Raw genomic sequence first — 19,443 nt, 5'->3', positions numbered from 1 at the left:
TGCCCTGCGCCAATTCGCGGAGCCGCCATGATTCGCCCCCTTCTCGCCCTGTTGCTACTGGGCTTCAGCCTGACCGCCCAGGCGCAGGACCGCGCGCCCCTGCCGGCCCTGCAGACCGAAGGCCCGGCTTCGGTGTCGGGCGTCTCGTCGGGGGCCTACATGGCGGTGCAGTTGTGGCTGGCGCAGGCGCCGCGGTTTGAGGGCGGGCTGGCCACGGTGGCCGGCGGGCCCTATGCCTGTGCGCAATCCGTGTTTGAGGCCCTGGGGCCCTGCCTCGGCCGCCAGGCGCTGGACGAGGCCACGCTGGCGCAGCGCGCGCAAGCGGCGATCACGGCGGGCGCGCTGCCCGCCCAGCCGCGCCAGGGGCGGGCCTATTTGTTTGCGGGGGCCAAGGATGCGGTCGTGGCGCCCCGCACCACGGCGGCTTTGGCCACCCAGTTGCAAGGCCTGCGGCCCGAGTTGGCCCTGCAGGTGCAGACCCAGGTGCCCGCCGGCCATGGCTGGGTGACCGTGGGCACGGGCAGTGCTTGCGACCAGATGCAGCCGCCCTACCTGCTGGCCTGTGGCTTTGACCTGGCCGGCAGCCTGCTGCAACACCTTCTGGGGCCGCTGCAGGCGCCCACAGAAGGGGCATCCGGCCGCTTGCTGGCCTTTGACCAGCGCCCCTTCCACGCGGGCGCCGATCTGGCGGACACCGGCTACCTCTTCATTCCCAGCGCTTGCGAGGCGGGGGGCTGTCGCGTCCACGTGGCCCTGCACGGTTGCCGCATGAATGGGGCGGCGGTGGGCGACGCCTTTGCCCGCGGCAGCGGCCTCAACGCCTGGGCGGCGGCCAACCGGCTGGTGGTGCTCTACCCGCAGACGGGCACGGGCGCCGTCAATGGCTGTTGGGACTGGTGGGGCTATGCCGACGCCCGTTTTGCCGGCCGCGAAGGGCCGCAGCAGCAGGCCATCGTGGGCATGCTGGACCGGCTGGCGGCCCGACGCTGAGGGGCTCGGCCCCCCGGGCCTTTCCGTAGACCCCCTGGCCCGCGCGTCATGCATGATCCGGCCCGCTTTGCGGGGCCGGCTGGGCCGACCCGTTTCGTGAAGCCATGAATCATCACGACTTCGGGAGAACGGCATGAACCTGACCCTTACCCACACCCACCAGGCGGACATGCGTGCAGCGCACGGGGACGGCGCCGCGGGCGTCTTGGTCTCCGGCCTTGTCTGGCTGTTGGCGGCGCTGGTGTGCTTTCAGTGGGGCGTCAGCCAGGGCGTGTGGACGCTGCTCATCGGCGGCGCGCAGATCTACCCCCTGAGCTTGGTGGTTTTGAAGCTGCTGGGACGTTCGGGGAAGGCGGGGGTCGACAACGGACTCAACGCGCTCGCCCTGGCCTCGACCGTTTGGCTGATCCTCGGGTGCGCCATGGCCTATGGGCTCTACCGCTTGAAGCCCGAACTCTTCTTCCCCGCCATGATGGCGACGATTGCGTGCCGCTACCTGGTCTTCGCCAGCCTGTACGGCCTGCGGGTTTATTGGGCCCTCGGAGCGGCGCTGTGGGGCGCGGCGGCACTCGCGTTCTTCGTGGGCCTGGCGCCCGCCTGGGCCGCTGCGCTGGGCGGGGCGGTGGAGGTGGCGTTTGGCCTTGTGCTGGGGGAGGCCGTGGTGCGGCCGGGGCGTGCCGAGCCGCGTGCCCATGGGGGCGTGGACGAGGCCCGCACGGCAGCCCGAGTTTGACGCGATGGCGCCGCAGCTTCGGGTCCACACCCTGGCCGAGCGCCCCGACCGGCTGGCCGACATCGACCGGCTGAGCGTTCAATCCTGGCCGCGCTTCTTGATGAATGGCGTGCCGGGCTGGGACCGCTTGTTCGGCGAATTCGCCCACCATCAGGTGCTGCTGTGCGACACGGCGGACCGGCTGCTGGCGGTGGGCCACCTGGTGCCGCTGGTGTGGGACGGCTCGGTGGCGGACTTGCCGCCGACCATCGAGGCCATCCTGGCGCGGTCGCGGGAGGACGGCGCCACGGCGTTCTCGGCGCTGGCCGCGATGGTGGACCCCGAGCAGCGCGGGCAGGGCTTGAGCCGTGCGGTGCTGCTGGCCATGAAGGCCGTGGCGCGCCGTCACGGCTACGCTCATCTGATCGCCCCGGTGCGCCCCACCTGGAAGGCCCGCTACCCCCTCGCCCCGATGGACCGATACGTCACTTGGCGGCGGGCCGATGGCGACCTGCTCGACCCCTGGCTGCGCGTGCACCAGAAGCTGGGAGCCCAGGGGCTGGCCGTGGCGCCGAGCACCCTGACGGTGCAGGGCCGCGTGGCGGACTGGGAGGCGTGGACGGGCCTGACCTTCCCCGAGACCGGCCCCTATGTCGTGCCCGGCGCCTTGCAGCCGGTCCACATCGACTGCGAGCGCGATACCGGCCGGTACGAAGACCCCAATTACTGGATGCGTCACCCGGTCGAAGCGTGAGTGAGGCCCCACCGCAGCAGTGGGCTCAGCGGGTGGGTTTGCGGGTGGGTTTGCTGGAGGACGGGCTGGAGGCTGCAGGCTTCCGGGTCGGGCTGCGGGCCGCTTTGGGCGCCCTAGGCGCCTCGGGCGCGATGTCACTGCCCAGTGCGGCCAGTTGATCCCATTGCGCCAGCAGCCGGGCGAGGTACTCGGGCGATAGGGCGGCGAGTTCGGCCAGCGCGGCGGGCACCAGCACTTGCGCGTGCAGCGGGCCGAGTTGCGGGGCGTCGGCGGCCGGGGGGGCCGGCGCTTGCAGGCGCTGCGCAAGGCGCAGGCGGGTCCAGCGGCGCCGGTCGGTCTGCAGCACCAGGGGCTCGGCAGCGGGGTCGCGCTGCGGCAGGGCAGCGCGCAGGGCGGCCAGCGGATGGGCGCGCGCGGTGGGCACCGGCACGACAGGCGGAACTGCGGCCACGGGCACCGGCGGGGGCATTTGTCGCAGCGCGGTGAGCCGCCGAACCAGCCAGGCCTGCAAGGTGCTCCCGGCGGGCGCGGCGGCGGCGCGCTGCGCCAAGCCCAACAGGCGGGCCCGGTGCGCGGCGGGGGCCGGGGCCAGTTCAGCGTGCAGGGCGTCCAGATCCAGTTCCATGGCGGGCGGCTGAGCGCTCAAGGGGTGGAGGCGGCGCGGGCGGCCGCACCAGGGGCGACGCCCGATGCCGCGGTCTCGCCGGCACGGCCGCTTTCGGCGCGGGCCCGCTTGGGCATCGGCGCCAACTCCACGCGGCGATTCAGCGCCCGGCCGGCCGCGTCGTCGTTCGAGGCCACGGGTTGTTCCGGCCCGAAAGCGGCCGCAAACACCGCGCCGGACGGCAGGCCATCGGCCAGCAGGGTACGGGTGACGGTGAGGGCTCGCAAGGCCGAGAGTTCCCAGTTGTCGGCATACCGGCCATTGCCGCTGCGCACCGGCCGGTCGTCGGTGAAGCCGCTGACCATCAGCACCTCGTCGCGGGCCGCCAAATAGCCGGCCAGCGGTTCGGCCAGGCTGCGCAAAAGCGCGCGCCCCTCGGTGTGCAACTGGTCCGAGCCGGGCGCGAACAGCACATTGCCGCTGATGCCGATGCGGCCTTCATTCAGCTGGATCAAGCCGCTCGCCAGGGGGCCGGCCAGGGCGCGCTCCAAGAGCTCGCGCCGCTGGGCTTCGAGCTGGCGCTGGCGGGTTTCTTCTTCGAGCCGGCTGGCCAGGTCCATTTGGGTGACCAAGGCCAGGGCCAAGATCAGCACAAAGGCGCCGAGCACGCCCACCATCAGGTCGGCAAAAGCCGCCCAGACCGAGGCGGGTTGGCCGCCGCTGCTGTCGTCGCTGAGCAGGTCCAGGGCCACGGCTTAAGCCCCCTCTGCGGCGGCGCCCTGCAGCGCGTCCAGCACCTGCTTTTGCTGGAGCAGGCAGAGCTCGATCAGCTCGCGCGCCTGGGCCACGGTGTAGGCCAATTGGTCGTCGCTGCGGGCCTGCGCCTGTGTCAGCCCCTCGTGCAAGCGGGCCAGCTGCGCGCTCAAGGTTTCGCTGACGCCCTGGAACTGCGTGACGGCGGCCGCAAAGCCCTCGCCCAAGCTGCCCAGCTCGGCGGCGCTGCCCGCCAGTTGAACGCTGGCCTCGGCGAGGTGTTCGCGGGTGGCGCCCAGGTCCTGGCTGAAGCGCTCGCTCAGGGCGGCGAGCTGGGTGGCCGCACCTTGGACCAGGTGATCGATGGCCTGGCGCTGCTCGCCGGCGGCCTGTTGCAGCGCGGTGGTGAGCGTGTGCAGGGTTTGCATCAGCTCGGCCCGTTCGGCCAGCTGCGCCGTGTCTTGCGCCAGGCTGCGCGAGAGCTGCTCGCGCAAGCTGCTGACCACCTCGGCCGCGGCGCGCGGGGCCTCAGCGGCCTGTTGCAGCAGGGCACTGACCTCTTGCACCGTGTGGCGCGCCTGGGCTTCGGCCTGGGCCACGACGGTTTGCGCCGTCCGGGCCACTGCCTCGCTTTGCGCTTGCTGGGCGTCTTGCAGGGCCTGGCTGCTGGCTTGCCACGCCGCTTGCAGGCTGGCCCCTTGCTGGGCCAGGGCCTGGGCCCAGGCTTGAAGCCGCTCGCCATCGTGGGTGGCGGCCTGGGCTTGGAGCGCGTGCTGCTGGGCCTCCAGGCGCTGGAGCAAGCTGTCGCTCTGCTGCTGCAACTGCACGGCCATGTGTTCGGCGCCGCTGCGGCTGAGGGCCAGGCTGGTGGCCTGGGTTTCGCGCCATTGCGCGGCGACGTCCGCGAGGGCCTGCGTCAAGGCGTGCTGGGCCTGTCCGAGGGTGTGGGTCAGGGCCTCCTGCTGCTGCGCCGTGCTGGCCTGCAGGCTGGCCTGCACCTGGGCTGCGCCGTCGCGCAGGGCGGCTTGGGCGGTGAGCGCGCTGGTGCTCAGTTGCTCGCAGTGGTGTTGAACCTGGGTGCTGAGCTGCTGGCTGGCCGTGTGGGCCGCATGGGTGAGCGCCGTCTGCAGGGCCTGGGCCTGCTCGCGAGCGCCTTCGGTCTGCTGCGCCAGGGTCTGCTGCACCTGCGCCGCCAAGGCCTGGGTGTGCGTGGCCATCTGCGCCGCCTGCGCTTCCAGCTGGCGCGCCTGGCCCGCGGCGCTGGCCGTGAGGCTTTGCTCCACGCGGGCCGCACTGGCCGTCAAGGCCTGATCCAGCCCCTGGAGCTGCTGCTGCAACTGCGCCGCCAACTGGTGCTGCACTTGGGCGGCTTGAGCCCCGAGCGCATCCAGCGTCTGCAGCACGGCGGGGCGCAGGGTGTCAGCCGCGTGCTGGGCGCTGGCCGTCAGGGCTTGCTGCAGGGCGCTGCTCAGGCTGTGCTCTACCGCCGCGGCCAGGGCGCCAAAGCGCTGGTCGGCCGACGTGTGAAAGCGCTGCTGCTCGGCCAGCCATTCGGCGCTGAACTGCCGTTTGAAGTCGGCCTGGTCGCGGGCTTGTTGGTCGGCGAGGGCGCGCAGCTGGGCGATCAAGGCGCTGTGCTCCTCGGCCCGCTGCTGCTGGCGCGCCTGGGTGGCCTCCTGCACCTTCAGCATGGCATGCAGCTGCTCCTGGGCCTGCGCCGCCTGCTGGGCCGCTTCGCGCGCGGCGGCGGTCCAGGGCTGCAGCGGGCCGTGGGCCAGGGCCGTGTCAAGCTGCTGCGCCACGGCCAGGCGTTCCCGCCGCGCCAGGGCGGCCATCAGGCCCAGCATGGCCGAGCTGGCCACACCCGCGACGGAACAGCCAAAGGCCAGGCCCAGGCCCTGCACGGGCGTGGTCAGGGCCGCGCGCATGGCGACCAGGTCCGCCGTCGCGCGCAGGGCTTGGGCCGTGCCGCCCAGCGTCTGCACCAGGCCGATGAAGGTCCCCAGCATGCCCAGCAGCACCAGGAGCGCGGCCAGCGCGGGCGCCAGGGCCGGGGCTGGCAGCGGCGCGGGCAGGCCGGCCAAGCGCAAGCGCAGGCTGCTGCGGAAGGTCTCCGGCAGGGCCTGCGTCAGCCACGTCTCAGCGGCATCGCCGCCGCCGCCCTGGGCGTGGGCCAGTGCATGAGCCAGTGCGTGCGCCAGGCCCTGGCTGTCGCGTCGGTAGCCGCGCAACTCCCAGGCACCGAGGCTGTAGAACGCGGCAATCAAGCCCGTCATGGCCAGGGCCAAGCCTTGGGGCTGCGCCGTTGCGGCCCAGATCAGGGCCACCACGCCGGCCCCAAAGGCCGCAGGGAAGAGCAGGTTCAGCAATCGGTTCATGGCGTCTCAATGCGGATCGGTCCGCAGGGGTCGTCGTGCTGCAGGGCTTCGATCAGGCCGAGCACGGGTTGCAGGCGCAGGGCCAACTCGGCGTGCAGCACGTCTTGCAATTCAGTCCAGAGCTGGCCTCGCCAACCGGTGGGGGGCCAGGCCCTTGCGTCCTGAGCGGCTTCCGGCGCCGCCGCCTGCAGCCGCAGGCCGCGCTGAACCGTCATGGAAGGCAGGCCCGCCAGGGCCGGCTGCTCGCGCGCGGCCCAAGCCGGTTCGAACACGGCATCCAGCTGGGCCAGTCGCGCCAAGCGCGGGGTGGTGCCCGCCAGCTGGGTGCGCAGCCGCCCGCGCAGGGTCGCCATGCGGGCGGCCATGCTGCGCTGCTGGCTGCTGTGGTGCAGCTTGAAGGGGGCAACGGCCTCCAGCCCCTGGGCGGCGCGGGCCGGCGCTTCGGGGCCGTCCTGCACCAGCACGGGGTCGGCAAACCCGGCTTGCAGCTCGGCCACCAGGCGCTCCCGCGCGGCCTCGGCCCATTCGCGCGCTGCCAGCCGGCGGTGGGCGGCGTCGGGGGCCGGTTCGGCCGACGGTGTTTTGAGCACTTGGGCCAGGGCGACGGCATCGCGCCAGGAGAGGGCTTCCGCCAGTTGCGGGCCGACTGGTCCTCGCGCCGGCAGCGGCAGGCGCAAGCCCCAGCGCTGGAGCACATGCGGCAGCGCCGGGCTGGCGGTCCAACCCGGCGAGCCGCTGCCGATGTGCGGCGCCCCTTGCTGGTGCCTTGCTTGCATGCTGCCGAACGAAAAAAGGGGCGGATTTTAGGGGCGTGGTCCCGCGGGCTGCCCCCGCGCCCTCTGGGGCTGTTGCGGCCGATGGCAGGATGGCGCGCGCTGCTGACCCCGACCCGACATGCACCTAGAGCTCCACCCCGAACCGCCCGAAGCCGCTGCCTGGGATGCCCTGCTGGCGGCCAGTGACGCCCCGACGCCCTTCATGCGCCACGCCTATCTGCAGGCGCTCGTGCACTCGGGGGCCGCCAGCGCCCGCACCGGCTGGACGCCGCAGTTTGCGAGCCTGATGGCGGGCGACGAGCTGCTGGCCGCCTGCCCCTTGTGGATCAAGAGCCACTCCTGGGGGGAGTTCGTGTTCGACCAGGCCTGGGCGCGGGCCTACGCCCAGCACGGGCTGCCCTACTACCCCAAGGGCGTGGTGGCCGTGCCCTTCACCCCGGTGCGCGGAAGCCGTCTGCTGGCCCGCGACGACGCCAACCGGGCCTTGCTGGCCGGCGCACTGATGCAGGCAGCGGGTGAGTTGGGGCTCTCGGGCCTGCACCTGCTCTTTGGCAGCGCCGCGGACGAAGCTGCCGTCGCAAGCTTGGGTTGGGCCTACCGGGAGCAGCCTCAGTTCCACTGGCAGCGCGCGCCGCATTGGCGCACGTTTGAGGACTTTCTGGCCGACCTCAAGCGCGACAAGCGGAAGAAGATCCAGCAAGAGCGGCGCCACGTCCGCGAGGCAGGAGTGACGGTCCGCGTCCGCGTGGGCGAGGCCATCGACGCGGCGGATTGGTCTTTCTTTGACCGCTGCTATGCCCGCACCTATGCGCTGCGCGGCAACCCGCCTTACTTGCCAGAAGGCTTTTTTCAAGGTGCGCTGGGCCCGGGGGACCGCTGGGTCTTGGTGCTGGCGGAGCGCGCGGGCGAGCCCCTGGGGGCGGCCTTGTTGGCCATGGACGCGGCGGGGACCACGGTCTATGGCCGCCACTGGGGCGCGGTGGTGGACTTGCCCTTCTTGCACTTCGAGCTGTGCTACTACGCACCCTTGGCCTGGTGTCTGGAGCAGGGCGTGCAGCGGTTTGAGGGGGGCGCGCAGGGCGAGCACAAGATGGCGCGCGGCCTGTTGCCCGTGCCCACGCGCAGCCACCACTGGCTGGTGGACGAGCGCTTTGCCGACGCGGTGGCGCGCTTTGCCGAAGCAGAGCAAGCCGCTGTTGCCCAGTACGAGGCGGACTTGGCGGCGCGCACGCCCTTTAAGGGGGCGTGAAGTCACCGGCCCGGACAATCACCAGCCATGGCCCGCCTTCTCACCATCCCCCAGCCGCACAACGCGGTGCTGACCCCCGCACAGCGCAAGTTCAACCAACTGCAAAAGCAAATCGACAGCGCGCGCCAGAAGCTCGCCGCCTGGGATGCGGCTGTGCCACCCTTTGCCGCGGCCTTTGCCCAGCAGGTGCTGCCGCTGCGTGCCGAGGCTCTGCAGCTGCGGCGCGAGGTGGCCTTGCAACTCGATGCCTGGCTGGCCGAGCCCAAGGCCTGGACTCAGGGTGAGCGCGAAGTGATGCGCGACATCGCCTGCGACATTGCGTTCGAAGCGTTGGAGGGCCACGACCTGCCCGAGGCCGAGCGCGCGCGCTGGACTGCGCTGCACGACCGCCATGCCGATCGCGAGCTGGAGGCCGAGCAGGCTGCGCACCTGGAAGCGCTGAAGGCCATGTTGGCCGAGCAAACGGGGCTGGACCTGGAGGGCGAAGCCTTTGCTGACCCGCAGGAGCTGTTTCAGCACGTCCGCGCCCGGTTGCAGGACGAACGTGATGAAGAAGAAGCGCTTGCGGCCGAACGCAAGGCCAAGCGCAAACCCACCGCCGCCCAGGCGCGGCGCGCGGCCGAGCAAGAGGCCATCAAGACCCAGGCGCAAAAAAGCCTGCGCGAGGTCTTCCGCAAACTGGCCAGCGCCCTGCACCCCGACCGGGCGCCCGATGAGGAGGAGGCCACACGCCGCACCGCCCTGATGCAGCGCGTGAACGCCGCCTACGCCGCCGAGGATTTGCTGGCGCTTCTCAGCCTGCAACTCGAAGTCGAGCAAATCGACGCCCAGCACCTGAAGGGCGCCAGCGAAGCGCAGCTCAAGCACTTCAACGCCGTGCTGCAGGAGCAATTGGAGGAGCTGCAGGGCGAGGTGCACCAGCGTGCCGTGCAGTTTTGCGCCCAGTTCCAACTCAACCCGGAACGCCAACCCGACCCTGCGCGGCTCAGCCCCCTGATGAACCAGGCCCAAGCGGCTTGGCGCGCGGAGGTCTACCTCGCCAACCGCGACCTGCAATCGCTTTACGACCGGGCGCTGACCAAGCGCTGGATCAAGCGCGTTCGGGCCGAGGCGCGGCCACAGGGGTGAGGGGCACCCGCGCTCAGGTCCCGCAAAACGTCCGGTAGCGCGCCGCTTGCGCCGCGGGGGGCGGCTCGGCGAAGCGGGCCAGGGCGGGGTCGTCGTCAAAGGGCCGGCGCACCGCGACGAGCAGGGCGTTGAAGGGCGCCCAGTCGCCGGCTTCACTGGCGGCCATCAGCGCCTCCTCCACGCGGTGATTGCGGGGGATCACGCGGGGGTTCACGGCGCGCAGCTCGGTGGGCCCGGCCGCGCACACGGCCTGCCAGCGCGCCAGCCAGGGGGCCACGTCGGCTGGGTCGGGGAAGAGGTCGAGCAGCCGACGGGCCTGCTGGTCGCGGGCGTCGGCCAGGGCGCGCCAGGCGGCCGTGTGGTCCACGCCGTGTTCGTGCAAGAGCGCCAGCCAGTCGTGGGCCAGCCCCGCGTCGGGCGTGCTGAGGCCCAGCTTGCGCGCTTGCAGGGCTTGCCAGTGCGCTTCAAAGCGCGTCGCAAAGTCCTGCAGCACGGTGGTGGCGGCCTCGGCCACACGCTCGTGCTCGGCTTCGTCCCACAGGGGCAGGAGCGCTTCGGCCAAGCGGGCGAGGTTCCACTGGGCGATGGCGGGCTGGTTGCCGAAGGCGTAGCGGCCGTGGGTGTCGATGGAGCTGAACACGCGCGCCGGGTCGTAGGCGTCCAGAAAGGCGCAGGGGCCGAAGTCGATGCTTTCGCCCGACAGCGCCATGTTGTCGGTGTTCATCACGCCGTGCACAAAGCCCACGCCCATCCACTGGGCGATGAGCCGGGCCTGACGCTCCGCCACAGCAGCGAGCAGGTGCAGGCCGGCATCGGCGCGGCCCAGCTGCTGCGGGTCGTGGCGGGCCAGGGTGTGCTCCAGCAGCGCCTGCAGCGTGGGCCGGTCGGTGTGCGCCGCGGCGTACTGGAAGCTGCCCACGCGCAGGTGGCTGGCGGCCACGCGGGTCAGCACCGCGCCGGGCAGTTCGGCGTCGCGGTAGACCGGGGCGCCCGTGGTCGCGACGGCCAGCGCCCGGGTGGCCGGAATGCCCAAGGCGTGCAGGCCTTCGCCGATCAGCACCTCGCGCAGCATGGGCCCCAGGGCGGCTAGCCCATCCCCCCGGCGCGAAAACGGAGTGCGCCCCGAGCCCTTGAAGGCGAGGTCACGGCGTTGGCCGTCGTGGTCTTGCCGCTCCCCGAGCAAGAGCGCGCGCCCATCGCCCAACACCGGCGAGAAGTGGCCGAACTGGTGGCCCGAATAGGCCTGGGCCACAGGGGTGATGCCGGGCGGCAGGGCGTTGCCACTCCACAGGGCCGCGCCGGCTGCTGGGTCTTGCGGCAGGGGAAGCCCCAGGTCGGCCGCGAGCGCCGTGTTGAAAAACACCAGCTGTGGCGCCGGCGCGGCCACGGGATTGCAGGGCACGCACAGGGTCGGCAGGTCGCGGGCGAATCGGTTGTCCAACAGCATGGGCGCAGCTTGCCTGAAAGTGGGGCGCTTGTGGCGCGCGAGGCCTTTGTCGGTCGCGGCTTGCGTCCGTCAGGGTTTCAAGTCGCCGCGCTGGCCCGCGCTCAGCGAGTGGGAGTAGGCCTGGGCAAAGGCAGGCGTGCGCCGCACCCGCTCCACGGCCGTCCAGAGGGTTTCAGCCAGGGCCGGTTCTCGGGTCGCCCAAGCGCTGTTCAGCGGCAGAAAGTAGGGGCGCACGGCCAAGGCCGGCCCCCCAAGCTCCAACTGCCCGGCCCACTCGGGTTGGGCCAGCAATTGGGCGGCGAATTCCTGGTTGACCAAGATGCCCTGAACCCGTCGCAGCCGCAGCCCTTCCAGCAGATTGCCCATCAGGCTGCGTTCTTCGACATGAGCGCCGCGCTCGCGGGCGAACTGGGCGATGGCGAACCCGCGCTCGGCCCCCAGGGCGTCGCCGGCTTTGGGGGTGGTACCCGTGAAGTGGGTGCCATCCCAGTGGGCAGCGGCGCCGCGCAGTCGCACCAGGGCGTAGCCGAGTTGGAACATGCGCTTGCTGTCGTCCAGCGTGCCCGCCGCTGTGGCGGGGTAGCGCAGGGTTTGGGCGCGCTCGGGCGTGTGGCTCGCGGACAGCACGCCGTCAAACCGGCCCTGAGCCGCTTCTTGCAGGCAGCGGTTCCAGGGCAAGGGCGTGACCTGGAGGCGCAGAAAGGGCAGCTCGTCCTGCAGGCGTCGCAGCATCAGGTACGGGGTGGCCTCGCTGTCCGGCGCGCCCAGGGCCGCGTTGGCGCACAACTTCACAACCTTGGGTTCCGCCTGGGCGATCGGACTGAACCCCGTGGCCCAGGCGCCCAGGGCGAGCAGGCTGCGGCGGTGAAGCAGATCCGGCCTCATCGCTCGTGGCTGTGCGTTGTCAAAGACGCGATGGGCCCAGCCAGGCTGACCCCCGGGGCCGTTGGGCGGGCGCGCACCGGCTGCGCTTCGGGTTCGTCCAGGGGGTCCAGGGCCTCGGGCTGGGCACCGCGGCGCAGGGCCAAGCCCACAGCCAGGATGTCAATCACCAGCAAATGCAAGATGCGACCCACCATCGGGAGTTGAATGGACGGATCTTCGGCAGATTCCACCAGCAGTGCCACGTCCGCTTTGCGGGCCAAGGGGCTTTGGTGGGCCGTGATCGCGACCACCTTCGCACCACGCTGGCGCGCTTGGTCGGCCACATCCAGCAGCTCGGGCAGGCGGCCACCGGGGCTGACGATCAGGGCCACATCACCGGGGCCCAGCACGCGGGCGGCCAGGTGCTGCAGGCGGGGCTCGGTGTGGCTGCTGGCGGGCACGCCGACGCGCAGGAATTTGAGCTGCGCATCCTGGGCCACCACCGCGTAGTGGCCGCTGCCAAAACACTCGATGCGGCGCGCGCGGGTGAGGCAGTCGGTGGCGCGGTCGATGGTGTCGCGGTTGAGCTGGTTGCGCACCTGCAGGATGGCCGAAGCCGTGTTGCCCAGCACCTTGCTGCCCAGCTCCACCATGCTGTCGTCCACCGTCACCTGGGTGTGGGTGACGGGCACGGTGCCGGTGAGGCTGGAGGCCAAGCGCAGTTTGAAGTCGGAGAGGCCCTCGCTGCCCAGCGAGCGGCAGAAACGAATGACGGTGGGCTGGCTGACGCCGGCCAGCCGCGCAATTTCGCCGATCGGGTCGGTCAGCAGGGCGCGTGGGCGCGCCAGCACCTGCTCGGCCACGCGCTGTTCGGCGGGCGTGAGCTGCGCCTTGGCGCGGCGCACCTGGGCCAGCAGCGTGTCCGCGTTGCCGTGCAGCTTCTTGAGCTGGGCCTCCAGGATGGCCGAGGCGCCCTGGAAGGTCGCGTCCTCTGCGGTGATCACGTAGGTGGGGATGGCCGCCACATAGCGGCTGAAGCGCCCGCGCTCCTCAAAACGCTGCCGGAAGGGCGAGCGCTCAAAGTACGCACCCAGCCGCGGCACGATGCCACCGCCGATGTAAATGCCGCCGGTGGCCCCCAGGGTCACGGCCAAATTGCCCGCGGCCGTGCCCAGCAAGGCACAGAACACTTCCAGGGTTTCCAGCGCCAAGGCGTCACCGTCTTCCAGGGCGGCCTGGGTGATCTCCGGGGCTTGCCGCGGCGGCGCCGTGATCCCGTGCAGGTCGGCCAGGGCGCGGTAAATCAGGGCCATGCCCGCCCCCGAGCACAGGCGCTCAAACGAGACGTGGGCGTGTTCGCGCCAGGCGTAGCGCAGGATGGCGATTTCCCGTTCATCCCGGGGCGAGAAGCTCGTGTGCCCCCCCTCAGTGCCCAAAGCCACCCAGCCGCCGCCGGAGGGAATCAAGCCGGACACCCCCAAGCCCGTCCCCGAGCCCAGCAGCCCCACCACACTGTTGGGCACGGCCTGCCCCTGGCCCACGGCCTGACGGTGTTCGCCGCCCAAGCGGGGCAAGGCCATGGCCAGGGCAGTGAAGTCATTCACCACGACCAGGGTGTCCAGCCCCAGGCGTTGGCGCATGGCCTCGATTGAGAACTCCCAGTGGTAATTGGTCATCCGCACCTGATCGCCTTCGACCGGGTTGGCGATGGCCACCGCCGCATGCTGGGGCGGCAGTACGTCCTGGGGCAGGGCATCCAGATAGGCGCGCACCGCGGCGTGGAAGTCGTCGTGATCGGCGCAGCGCAGCGACACCGCACGCTCCAACACGCCTGGCGCGGTTTCCAGGGCGAAACGGGCAAAGGTGCCGCCGACATCGGCCAGCAGACGGGGGCGATCAAAGGGAGCGGACATGGGCAAACCAAAGAAGCAGCGTCCGGATTATCAAAGCACTCCCCGGCTCCGCGCCCAGGGTTTTTCTGCCCAAAGAGTAGGGAAACTACATTCAAAGACCATCGATATAAGGGGGAATTGTCGGGGTTTACGCTTGGTTTTAACTGGGAATGACGGGTTTGCTTGCTGTTGCGCTGTAGTTTTGCTACCGTTTTGACTTTGCAGTTGCCCTCCATTTGTGCGCCGCGTCCATGTCCCCTGTGTTCGATTCCGCCTCCATTGCGCCCTACCCCTGGTTGCTGGCTGACCTGGGGGGCAGCAATGCCCGCTTCGCCTGGGTCGCCGGGCCGGGGCAGGAGCTCAGTGCGGTGCGCACGCTGGCTGTGGCCGACCACGCCAGCCTGGAAGATGCCATTCGCGCCTACTTGCGGGGTCTTGGGCCGGTGGAGGCGCCGCGCAGTGCCGCCATCGCGGTGGCCACGGCGGTGACGGGGGATGCGGTGGTGTTCCGCAACAACCCCTGGAGCTTTTCGCAGCAGCAGTTGCAGGCGGTGTTGGGTCTGCGGCAGTTGTGTGTGCTGAATGACTTTGAGGCCCTGGCGCTGTCCTTGCCTCGCTTGCGCGCTGCGCAGTGGCGCCCGCTGGGCGAGGGTGTGCCGCGCTTTGATGTGCCGGTGGCGGTGATTGGGCCGGGTACGGGATTGGGCGTGGCGGGTCTGATGCCGGTCCCTGGGGGGTGGTTGCCCGTGGCGGGCGAGGGCGGGCATGCCACGCTGGCGCCGGCTGACGACTATGAGAGCGAGTTGCTGCGGGTGGTGCGGCGCGAGTTCCCCCACGTGTCCGGTGAGCGCCTGTTGTCGGGCTTGGGGTTGCCGACCCTGTACGCCGCGGTGGCGGCGGTCGAGGGTCAGCGCGCGGCTGTGGGGGTGGATGCGCCCTGGATCGTCGAGCGCGGCCTGGGCGAGGGGGCTGAGGAGTCGGACGCCGTCGCCAGTCGCACCCTGGAGGTGTTCTGCGCCATGTTGGGCGGTTTTGCGGGTTCGGTGGCCTTGAGTTTCGGGGCGCGCGGCGGGGTGTTCATCGGCGGCGGCATCGTGCCGCGCCTGGGGGCCCGCTTGGACCGTTCGGCCTTCCGGGCGCGTTTTGAGGCCAAGGGTCGATGCCAAGGCTATCTGGCGGCCATCCCGACGGCGGTTGTGACCGACGGGTTGGCGGCGCTCGATGGCGCCGCGCAGGCCTTGAGCCATGTTCAGAATTGAATGTAGTTTGGCTACGTTTTGTGAGAAGCCTCTCGCCAGTCTGCGAGTCGAATGTCGCAAAAATGCCAAAAAACAAGACGAATCAAGGGTTTGACCTAGTGAATGCCGAGCAACGAGGGTCTTTCCAAAATCTAGTTTTAGTACAGAATCGATTGTTGAAGGCAGTTGATGGGCGCAGCGTCAAGGTGGGCTTGGTCGCAGCGCATTTCTTTTCCCGCGAGGAGTGCAGAGCATGAAGAAGTTGAACGGCCGGCGTGAGCCCTTCCAGGTGCGCGCCATCACCCTGGGCTGCGTCGCAGCCCTGATGAGCATGGGCGCCCAGGCGCAAGAAGCGCAAAAACAGCAAGAGCCGGCTAAGCTGGACACCATCGTGGTGACCGGCATCCGCAAGGGCATTGAAGACGCCATTTCGGTCAAGAAGAACAAGGACAACATCGTCGAAGCCATCTCGGCTGAAGACATCGGCAAGTTGCCGGACTCGTCCATCGCTGAGTCCATCGCTCGCCTGCCGGGCTTGGCCGCCCAACGTGTGGCCGGCCGCGCCTCGAACATCAGCATCCGCGGCATGTCGGGTGACTTCGCCACCGCGCTGCTGAACGGCCGCGAGCAGGTTTCGACCGGCGACAACCGGGGCGTCGAGTTCGACCAGTACCCGTCGGAGCTGCTGGCGTCGGTGGTGGTCTACAAGACCCCGGATGGTGAGCTGGTGGGCCAGGGCCTCTCCGGCACCATCGACCTGCAGACCGTGCGTCCCTTGAACTTCAAGAAGTCCGTGCTGGCGGCCAACGCCCGCAAAGAGAAGTCGGGCGTGGGCACGGAATTCACGGGCAATGGTTCGCGCGTCAACTTCAGCTACATCGACCAGTTCGCCGACCGCACCCTGGGTGTGGCCTTTGGTGTGGCGCAGCTCAAGTCCGATGTGACCACGGGTCGCACCGAGACCTACAACAACAACAACACGTTCAAGTGGACCGGCTCCAAGGTCTATCCGGGTTGGGACGGCGGCGCCCCCGGCTCGGTGGTGCAGTACACCGGTGGCTTCAAGTACTTCAACGACAGCACCGAAACCACCCGCACGGGTGCCATGGGTGTGGTGGAGTACAAGCCCAGCAAGGACTTCAGCAGCACGCTGGATCTCTACTACTCGAAGTTCGACCGTGAAACCGTCAAGCGCGGTTTGGAAATCCAGCCGGAAGACAGCTGGAAGAACGCCAGCAGCCCCCAGTACCCCGGCTTGCTGAACCCTGTCATCACCAACGGGCGCTTGATCAGCGGCACCTGGACCAATGTCAACCCGCTGTCGCGGACCATTTGGGAGCCGCGCCGTGACGACCTGCGCTCCTTCGGCTGGAATACCAAGTTCGGCGAAAAGACGGGCTGGAACCTGGAAACCGACCTGTCGTACTCCAACGCCAAGCGGGACGAGCGCATCATTGAGATGGAGGCCTCCATCCCGACGCCGGGCAATGTGACGGTAGGGAACTACAACGAAGTCACGGCGCTGCAGTACAACTACGGCGACCCGACCAAGGTCAAGCTGATGGACCCGGAATCCTGGGGCCAGAACGGCTACGACAAGACCATCAAGACCAACGACACCATCAAGGCCGGCCGCCTGACCCTGGGCACGCCGGTGGGCGGCGGTGTCTTTGACTACCTGAGCTTTGGCCTGAACCAAGCCAATCGCGAGAAGACCAAGTCGGCCGACGAGTACAAGCTGATCCTCAAGGAAGGCGTTGGCGCCTTCAAGGATCTGCCGGCCGGAACGGGCACCGTCAACGTGGGCGGCGGCAACCAGTTCCAAGCCGTGGCCTTTGACCCGGCCCAAGTGCACCCGAGCTACTACAACCTCGTGCCCAACGTTCACCGCGACATCGCCCTGAAGAGCTGGGAAGTTCGCGAAAAGGTGACGACCTTGTTCAGCAAGGCCAACCTGGACACGGAGTTCAACGGCATGCCGCTGCGCGGCAATCTGGGCCTGCAGGTGGTGCGGACGGACCAGGAATCGTCGGCTGCCCAAGTGGCGCTGAACAACAACGGCGACTACGCTGGCGTGACCCCGTACACCCTGGGCAAGACGTACAACGACGTGCTGCCCAGCCTGAACCTGAACCTGGACCTGGGTGACGACCAAGCTCTGCGCCTGGGTGTGGCCAAGGTGCTGGCCCGTGCGCGAATGGACCAAATGAGCGCCGCCCGCACGGTGACCGTAAACCAGGGCAAGTGGTCGGGTGGCGGTGGCAACCCCCTGCTGGATCCGTTCCGCGCCAAGGCCTTCGACCTAAGCTTCGAGAAGTACTGGGGCACCAAGGCTTACTTCAGCGCTGCCGCGTTCTACAAGGACCTGGAAAGCTACATCTTTGACTACACCGATACGCAGTACAACTTCAGCGGTGCCGTCAACAGCACGACCAACCCAACGCCGACCAACCCGCTGGGCAACTTCACCCAGCCGCGCAACGGCAAGGGTGGCTCGATTGAAGGCTTCGAGCTGGCGGCTTCTTTGCCCCTGGACAAGCTGGCGGATGCGCTGAGTGGCTTTGGTGTGGTGGCCAGCTTTGCCGACACCAAGAGCCGCGTAAACCCCTTCGGTGACAGCGACACGCGCTCGATGCCGGGTCTGTCGCGCCAAGTGGCCAACCTGACCTTCTATTACGAGAACGCCGGTTTCCAGGCGCGGGTTTCGAACCGCTACCGCTCGAACTTCTTGGGTGAAGTCCAGGGCTTCGGCGCCAACCGCGAGTACACCTACATCAAGGCGGAAAGCATCATCGACGCCCAGATCGGTTACGAGTTCCAGTCGGGGCCGCTGAAGGGGCTGTCGGCGCTCTTGCAAGTCAACAACCTGAACAACGCCAAGTACCAGCGCTACAACGGCACGCTGGACAAGGTGGATCAGATCATTGACACCATCAAGTACGGCAAAACCTACCTGCTGGGCGTGACCTACAAGCTGTAAGCCCTCGCGCTTTCTGCTCCCATAAGCCCCGGGCCGGCTCACGCTGACCGGGGCTTTTCCCATTCAACGGGGCCCCCGACTCCTCTACCCTGGAGCCCCGTTCCTTGTACCGCTGTTAGGTTTGCCATGGAAGTTCGCCAGCACCCCGATCACATTCGCAACATCGTCGTCGTGGGCGGCGGCACCGCCGGTTGGATGAGCGCCGCAGCCCTGGCCCGCATGTGCACCGGCCCGTGGAAGATCACCCTGGTCGAGTCCGACGAGATCGGAACCGTGGGGGTGGGCGAGGCCACCATTCCGCTGATCCAGATCTACAACAACGCGCTGGAGCTCAACGAAGACGAGTTCATGCGCGAAACCCAGGCCACGTTCAAGCTGGGCATCGAGTTTGTGAACTGGGGCCGCTTGGGCGACAGCTACATCCACGGCTTCGGCCCTCTGGGTCCGGACCTGGGAGCCACCAAGTTCCACCACTACTGGCTCAAGGGGCGTCGCAGTGGCTACGCCGCGCCGCTGGAGCGCTACTCCATCAACACGGCGGCCAGCCGCGCCCACCGCTTTGTGCGCGCGCAACCCAACATGCCCAACTCGCCCATGGGCGAGATTGCCCACGCCTTCCACTTCGACGCCCACCTGTACGCCAAGTTCCTGCGCCGCTATGCCGAGGCCCGGGGCGTGGAGCGCGTGGAAGGCAAGATCGCCGGCGCCACTCAGCACCCGGAAACGGGCTTTGTTCAGGACTTGGTGCTCTCCGACGGTCGCCGCGTGGAGGGTGACCTCTTCATCGACTGCTCGGGCTTTCGCGGCCTGCTGATTGAAGAGGTGCTCAAGACCGGCTACGAAGACTGGAGCCACTACCTGCCCTGTAACCGCGCCTGGGCCGTGCCCTGTGCCTCCGTCGAGCCCCTGCTGCCCTACACCCGCGCCACCGCGCGCGATGCCGGCTGGCAGTGGCGCATTCCGCTGCAGCACCGCATCGGCAATGGCCACGTCTTCTGCGACAGCTTCATCTCCGAGCAGGCGGCGGTGGACGTGCTGACCGCCAACCTGGACGGCCGCATCATGGCCGAGCCGCGCCTGCTCAAGTTCGTCACTGGCAAGCGCAAGAAGCTGTGGAACAAGAACGTGGTGGCCAACGGCTTGGCCAGCGGCTTCATGGAGCCGCTGGAGTCCACCAGCCTCCACCTGGTTCAAGCCACCATCGCGCGCCTGACCAGTCTGTTCCCCGACAAAGGCTTCAACCCGGCCGATATCGACGAGTTCAACCGCCAGTCGGAGTTCGAGTTCATCAAGATCCGCGACTTCTTGATCCTGCACTACAAGGCCACCGAGCGCGACGACACTGCCTTCTGGCGCCACTGCCGCAACATGGCCATCCCCGAGTCGCTGCAGCACAAGATGGATGTCTTCAAGGCCCACGGCCGCGTGTTCCGCGAGGGCTCAGAAATGTTCTCGGAGATCTCTTGGCTCGAAGTCATGCTCGGCCAGCGCGTCTACCCGCAGAGCTACCACCCGCTGGTGGACGCCCTGCCCGAGCAAAAGGTGCGCGACTTCCTCGAAAACATCGAGAACACCATTGATCGCTGCGTGCAGCACATGCCCAGCCACCGCGACTACATCCGCCAGCATTGCGCGAGTGCGGAGTTTTTGGGGCGCGCCTAAAAAATCAAGCGCGGCG

15 protein-coding genes are annotated in these 19,443 nt (G+C 69.0%); 8 read left to right on the top strand and 7 right to left on the bottom strand.

Annotated features, from left to right (window positions below; genetic code table 11):
- The first annotated feature begins 27 nt into the window (after window positions 1-27).
- The 3 genes from I7X43_RS02925 to I7X43_RS02915 all read left to right on the top strand — a co-directional run bounded on the left by I7X43_RS02925 (window position 28) and on the right by I7X43_RS02915 (window position 2,456).
- Window positions 28-990 (top strand): alpha/beta hydrolase family protein, encoded by a 963-nt coding sequence (locus tag I7X43_RS02925; protein ID WP_198099390.1) that lies wholly within the window; start codon window positions 28-30, stop codon window positions 988-990.
- 133 nt (window positions 991-1,123) lie between these two features.
- A complete protein-coding gene (locus I7X43_RS02920) occupies window positions 1,124-1,723 on the top strand; it encodes a DUF7010 family protein (protein WP_198099389.1) in 600 nt (199 codons plus the stop codon).
- Window positions 1,724-1,727: 4 nt separating this feature from the next.
- On the top strand, window positions 1,728-2,456 hold the full coding sequence (locus I7X43_RS02915; RefSeq protein ID WP_198099388.1) for a GNAT family N-acetyltransferase: 729 nt from the start codon (window positions 1,728-1,730) through the stop codon (window positions 2,454-2,456).
- Between the two features lie 25 nt (window positions 2,457-2,481).
- On the opposite strand, the gene I7X43_RS02910 is transcribed toward I7X43_RS02915, so the two are convergent.
- From I7X43_RS02910 to I7X43_RS02895, 4 genes are read right to left on the bottom strand one after another with little or no spacing between them, the layout of a single operon-like run.
- Window positions 2,482-3,102 carry a hypothetical protein gene (locus tag I7X43_RS02910; RefSeq protein WP_198099387.1) on the bottom strand — a complete coding sequence of 207 codons (621 nt, stop codon included), beginning with the start codon at window positions 3,100-3,102 and terminating at the stop codon, window positions 2,482-2,484.
- Window positions 3,099-3,806, bottom strand: a complete 708-nt coding sequence (locus I7X43_RS02905; protein ID WP_310737523.1) for an OmpA family protein — start codon at window positions 3,804-3,806, stop codon at window positions 3,099-3,101. Before I7X43_RS02905 ends, I7X43_RS02910 begins: the two co-directional genes overlap by 4 nt.
- A gap of 9 nt (window positions 3,807-3,815) precedes the next feature.
- Window positions 3,816-6,191: a coiled-coil domain-containing protein gene (locus tag I7X43_RS02900; RefSeq protein ID WP_198099386.1), complete on the bottom strand. Its 2,376-nt coding sequence runs from the start codon at window positions 6,189-6,191 to the stop codon at window positions 3,816-3,818.
- A complete protein-coding gene (locus I7X43_RS02895; protein WP_198099385.1) occupies window positions 6,188-6,967 on the bottom strand; it encodes a DUF3348 family protein in 780 nt (259 codons plus the stop codon). The genes I7X43_RS02900 and I7X43_RS02895 overlap by 4 nt, the downstream gene beginning before the upstream one ends.
- A 118-nt stretch (window positions 6,968-7,085) precedes the next feature.
- Between I7X43_RS02895 and I7X43_RS02890 the strand changes: the two genes are divergently transcribed.
- Together I7X43_RS02890 and I7X43_RS02885 are read left to right on the top strand one after the other, a co-directional pair.
- On the top strand, window positions 7,086-8,216 hold the full coding sequence (locus tag I7X43_RS02890; RefSeq protein ID WP_198099384.1) for a GNAT family N-acetyltransferase: 1,131 nt from the start codon (window positions 7,086-7,088) through the stop codon (window positions 8,214-8,216).
- A 27-nt stretch (window positions 8,217-8,243) separates the two neighbouring features.
- Window positions 8,244-9,344: a J domain-containing protein gene (locus tag I7X43_RS02885; protein WP_198099383.1), complete on the top strand. Its 1,101-nt coding sequence runs from the start codon at window positions 8,244-8,246 to the stop codon at window positions 9,342-9,344.
- Between the two features lie 13 nt (window positions 9,345-9,357).
- Here the strand turns inward: I7X43_RS02885 and I7X43_RS02880 are convergent, their stop codons facing one another.
- From I7X43_RS02880 to I7X43_RS02870, 3 genes are all read right to left on the bottom strand, one after another.
- The gene (locus I7X43_RS02880; protein WP_198099382.1) at window positions 9,358-10,791 is read right to left on the bottom strand and encodes a protein adenylyltransferase SelO; all 1,434 of its coding nucleotides are present in this window, start codon (window positions 10,789-10,791) and stop codon (window positions 9,358-9,360) included.
- A 69-nt stretch (window positions 10,792-10,860) separates the two neighbouring features.
- A complete protein-coding gene (locus I7X43_RS02875; protein WP_198099381.1) occupies window positions 10,861-11,676 on the bottom strand; it encodes a substrate-binding periplasmic protein in 816 nt (271 codons plus the stop codon).
- Window positions 11,673-13,568, bottom strand: a complete 1,896-nt coding sequence (locus I7X43_RS02870; protein ID WP_198099380.1) for a glucokinase — start codon at window positions 13,566-13,568, stop codon at window positions 11,673-11,675. The genes I7X43_RS02875 and I7X43_RS02870 overlap by 4 nt, the downstream gene beginning before the upstream one ends.
- A gap of 230 nt (window positions 13,569-13,798) precedes the next feature.
- Here I7X43_RS02870 and glk point away from each other — a divergent pair, with 230 nt between their 5' ends.
- From glk to I7X43_RS02855, 3 genes are all read left to right on the top strand, one after another.
- The gene (gene glk / locus I7X43_RS02865) at window positions 13,799-14,806 is read left to right on the top strand and encodes a glucokinase (protein WP_198099379.1); all 1,008 of its coding nucleotides are present in this window, start codon (window positions 13,799-13,801) and stop codon (window positions 14,804-14,806) included.
- 232 nt (window positions 14,807-15,038) lie between these two features.
- Window positions 15,039-17,765: a TonB-dependent receptor gene (locus I7X43_RS02860; protein ID WP_198099378.1), complete on the top strand. Its 2,727-nt coding sequence runs from the start codon at window positions 15,039-15,041 to the stop codon at window positions 17,763-17,765.
- Between the two features lie 126 nt (window positions 17,766-17,891).
- Window positions 17,892-19,427, top strand: coding sequence for a tryptophan halogenase family protein (locus I7X43_RS02855; protein WP_198099377.1), 1,536 nt, complete (start codon window positions 17,892-17,894; stop codon window positions 19,425-19,427).
- The last annotated feature ends 16 nt before the right edge of the window (window positions 19,428-19,443 follow it).

Origin of the sequence: Inhella gelatinilytica (assembly GCF_016093295.1) — a bacterium.
Lineage (GTDB): Bacteria > Pseudomonadota > Gammaproteobacteria > Burkholderiales > Burkholderiaceae_C > Inhella > Inhella gelatinilytica.
This window is presented reverse-complemented; position numbering and strand designations above follow the sequence as displayed.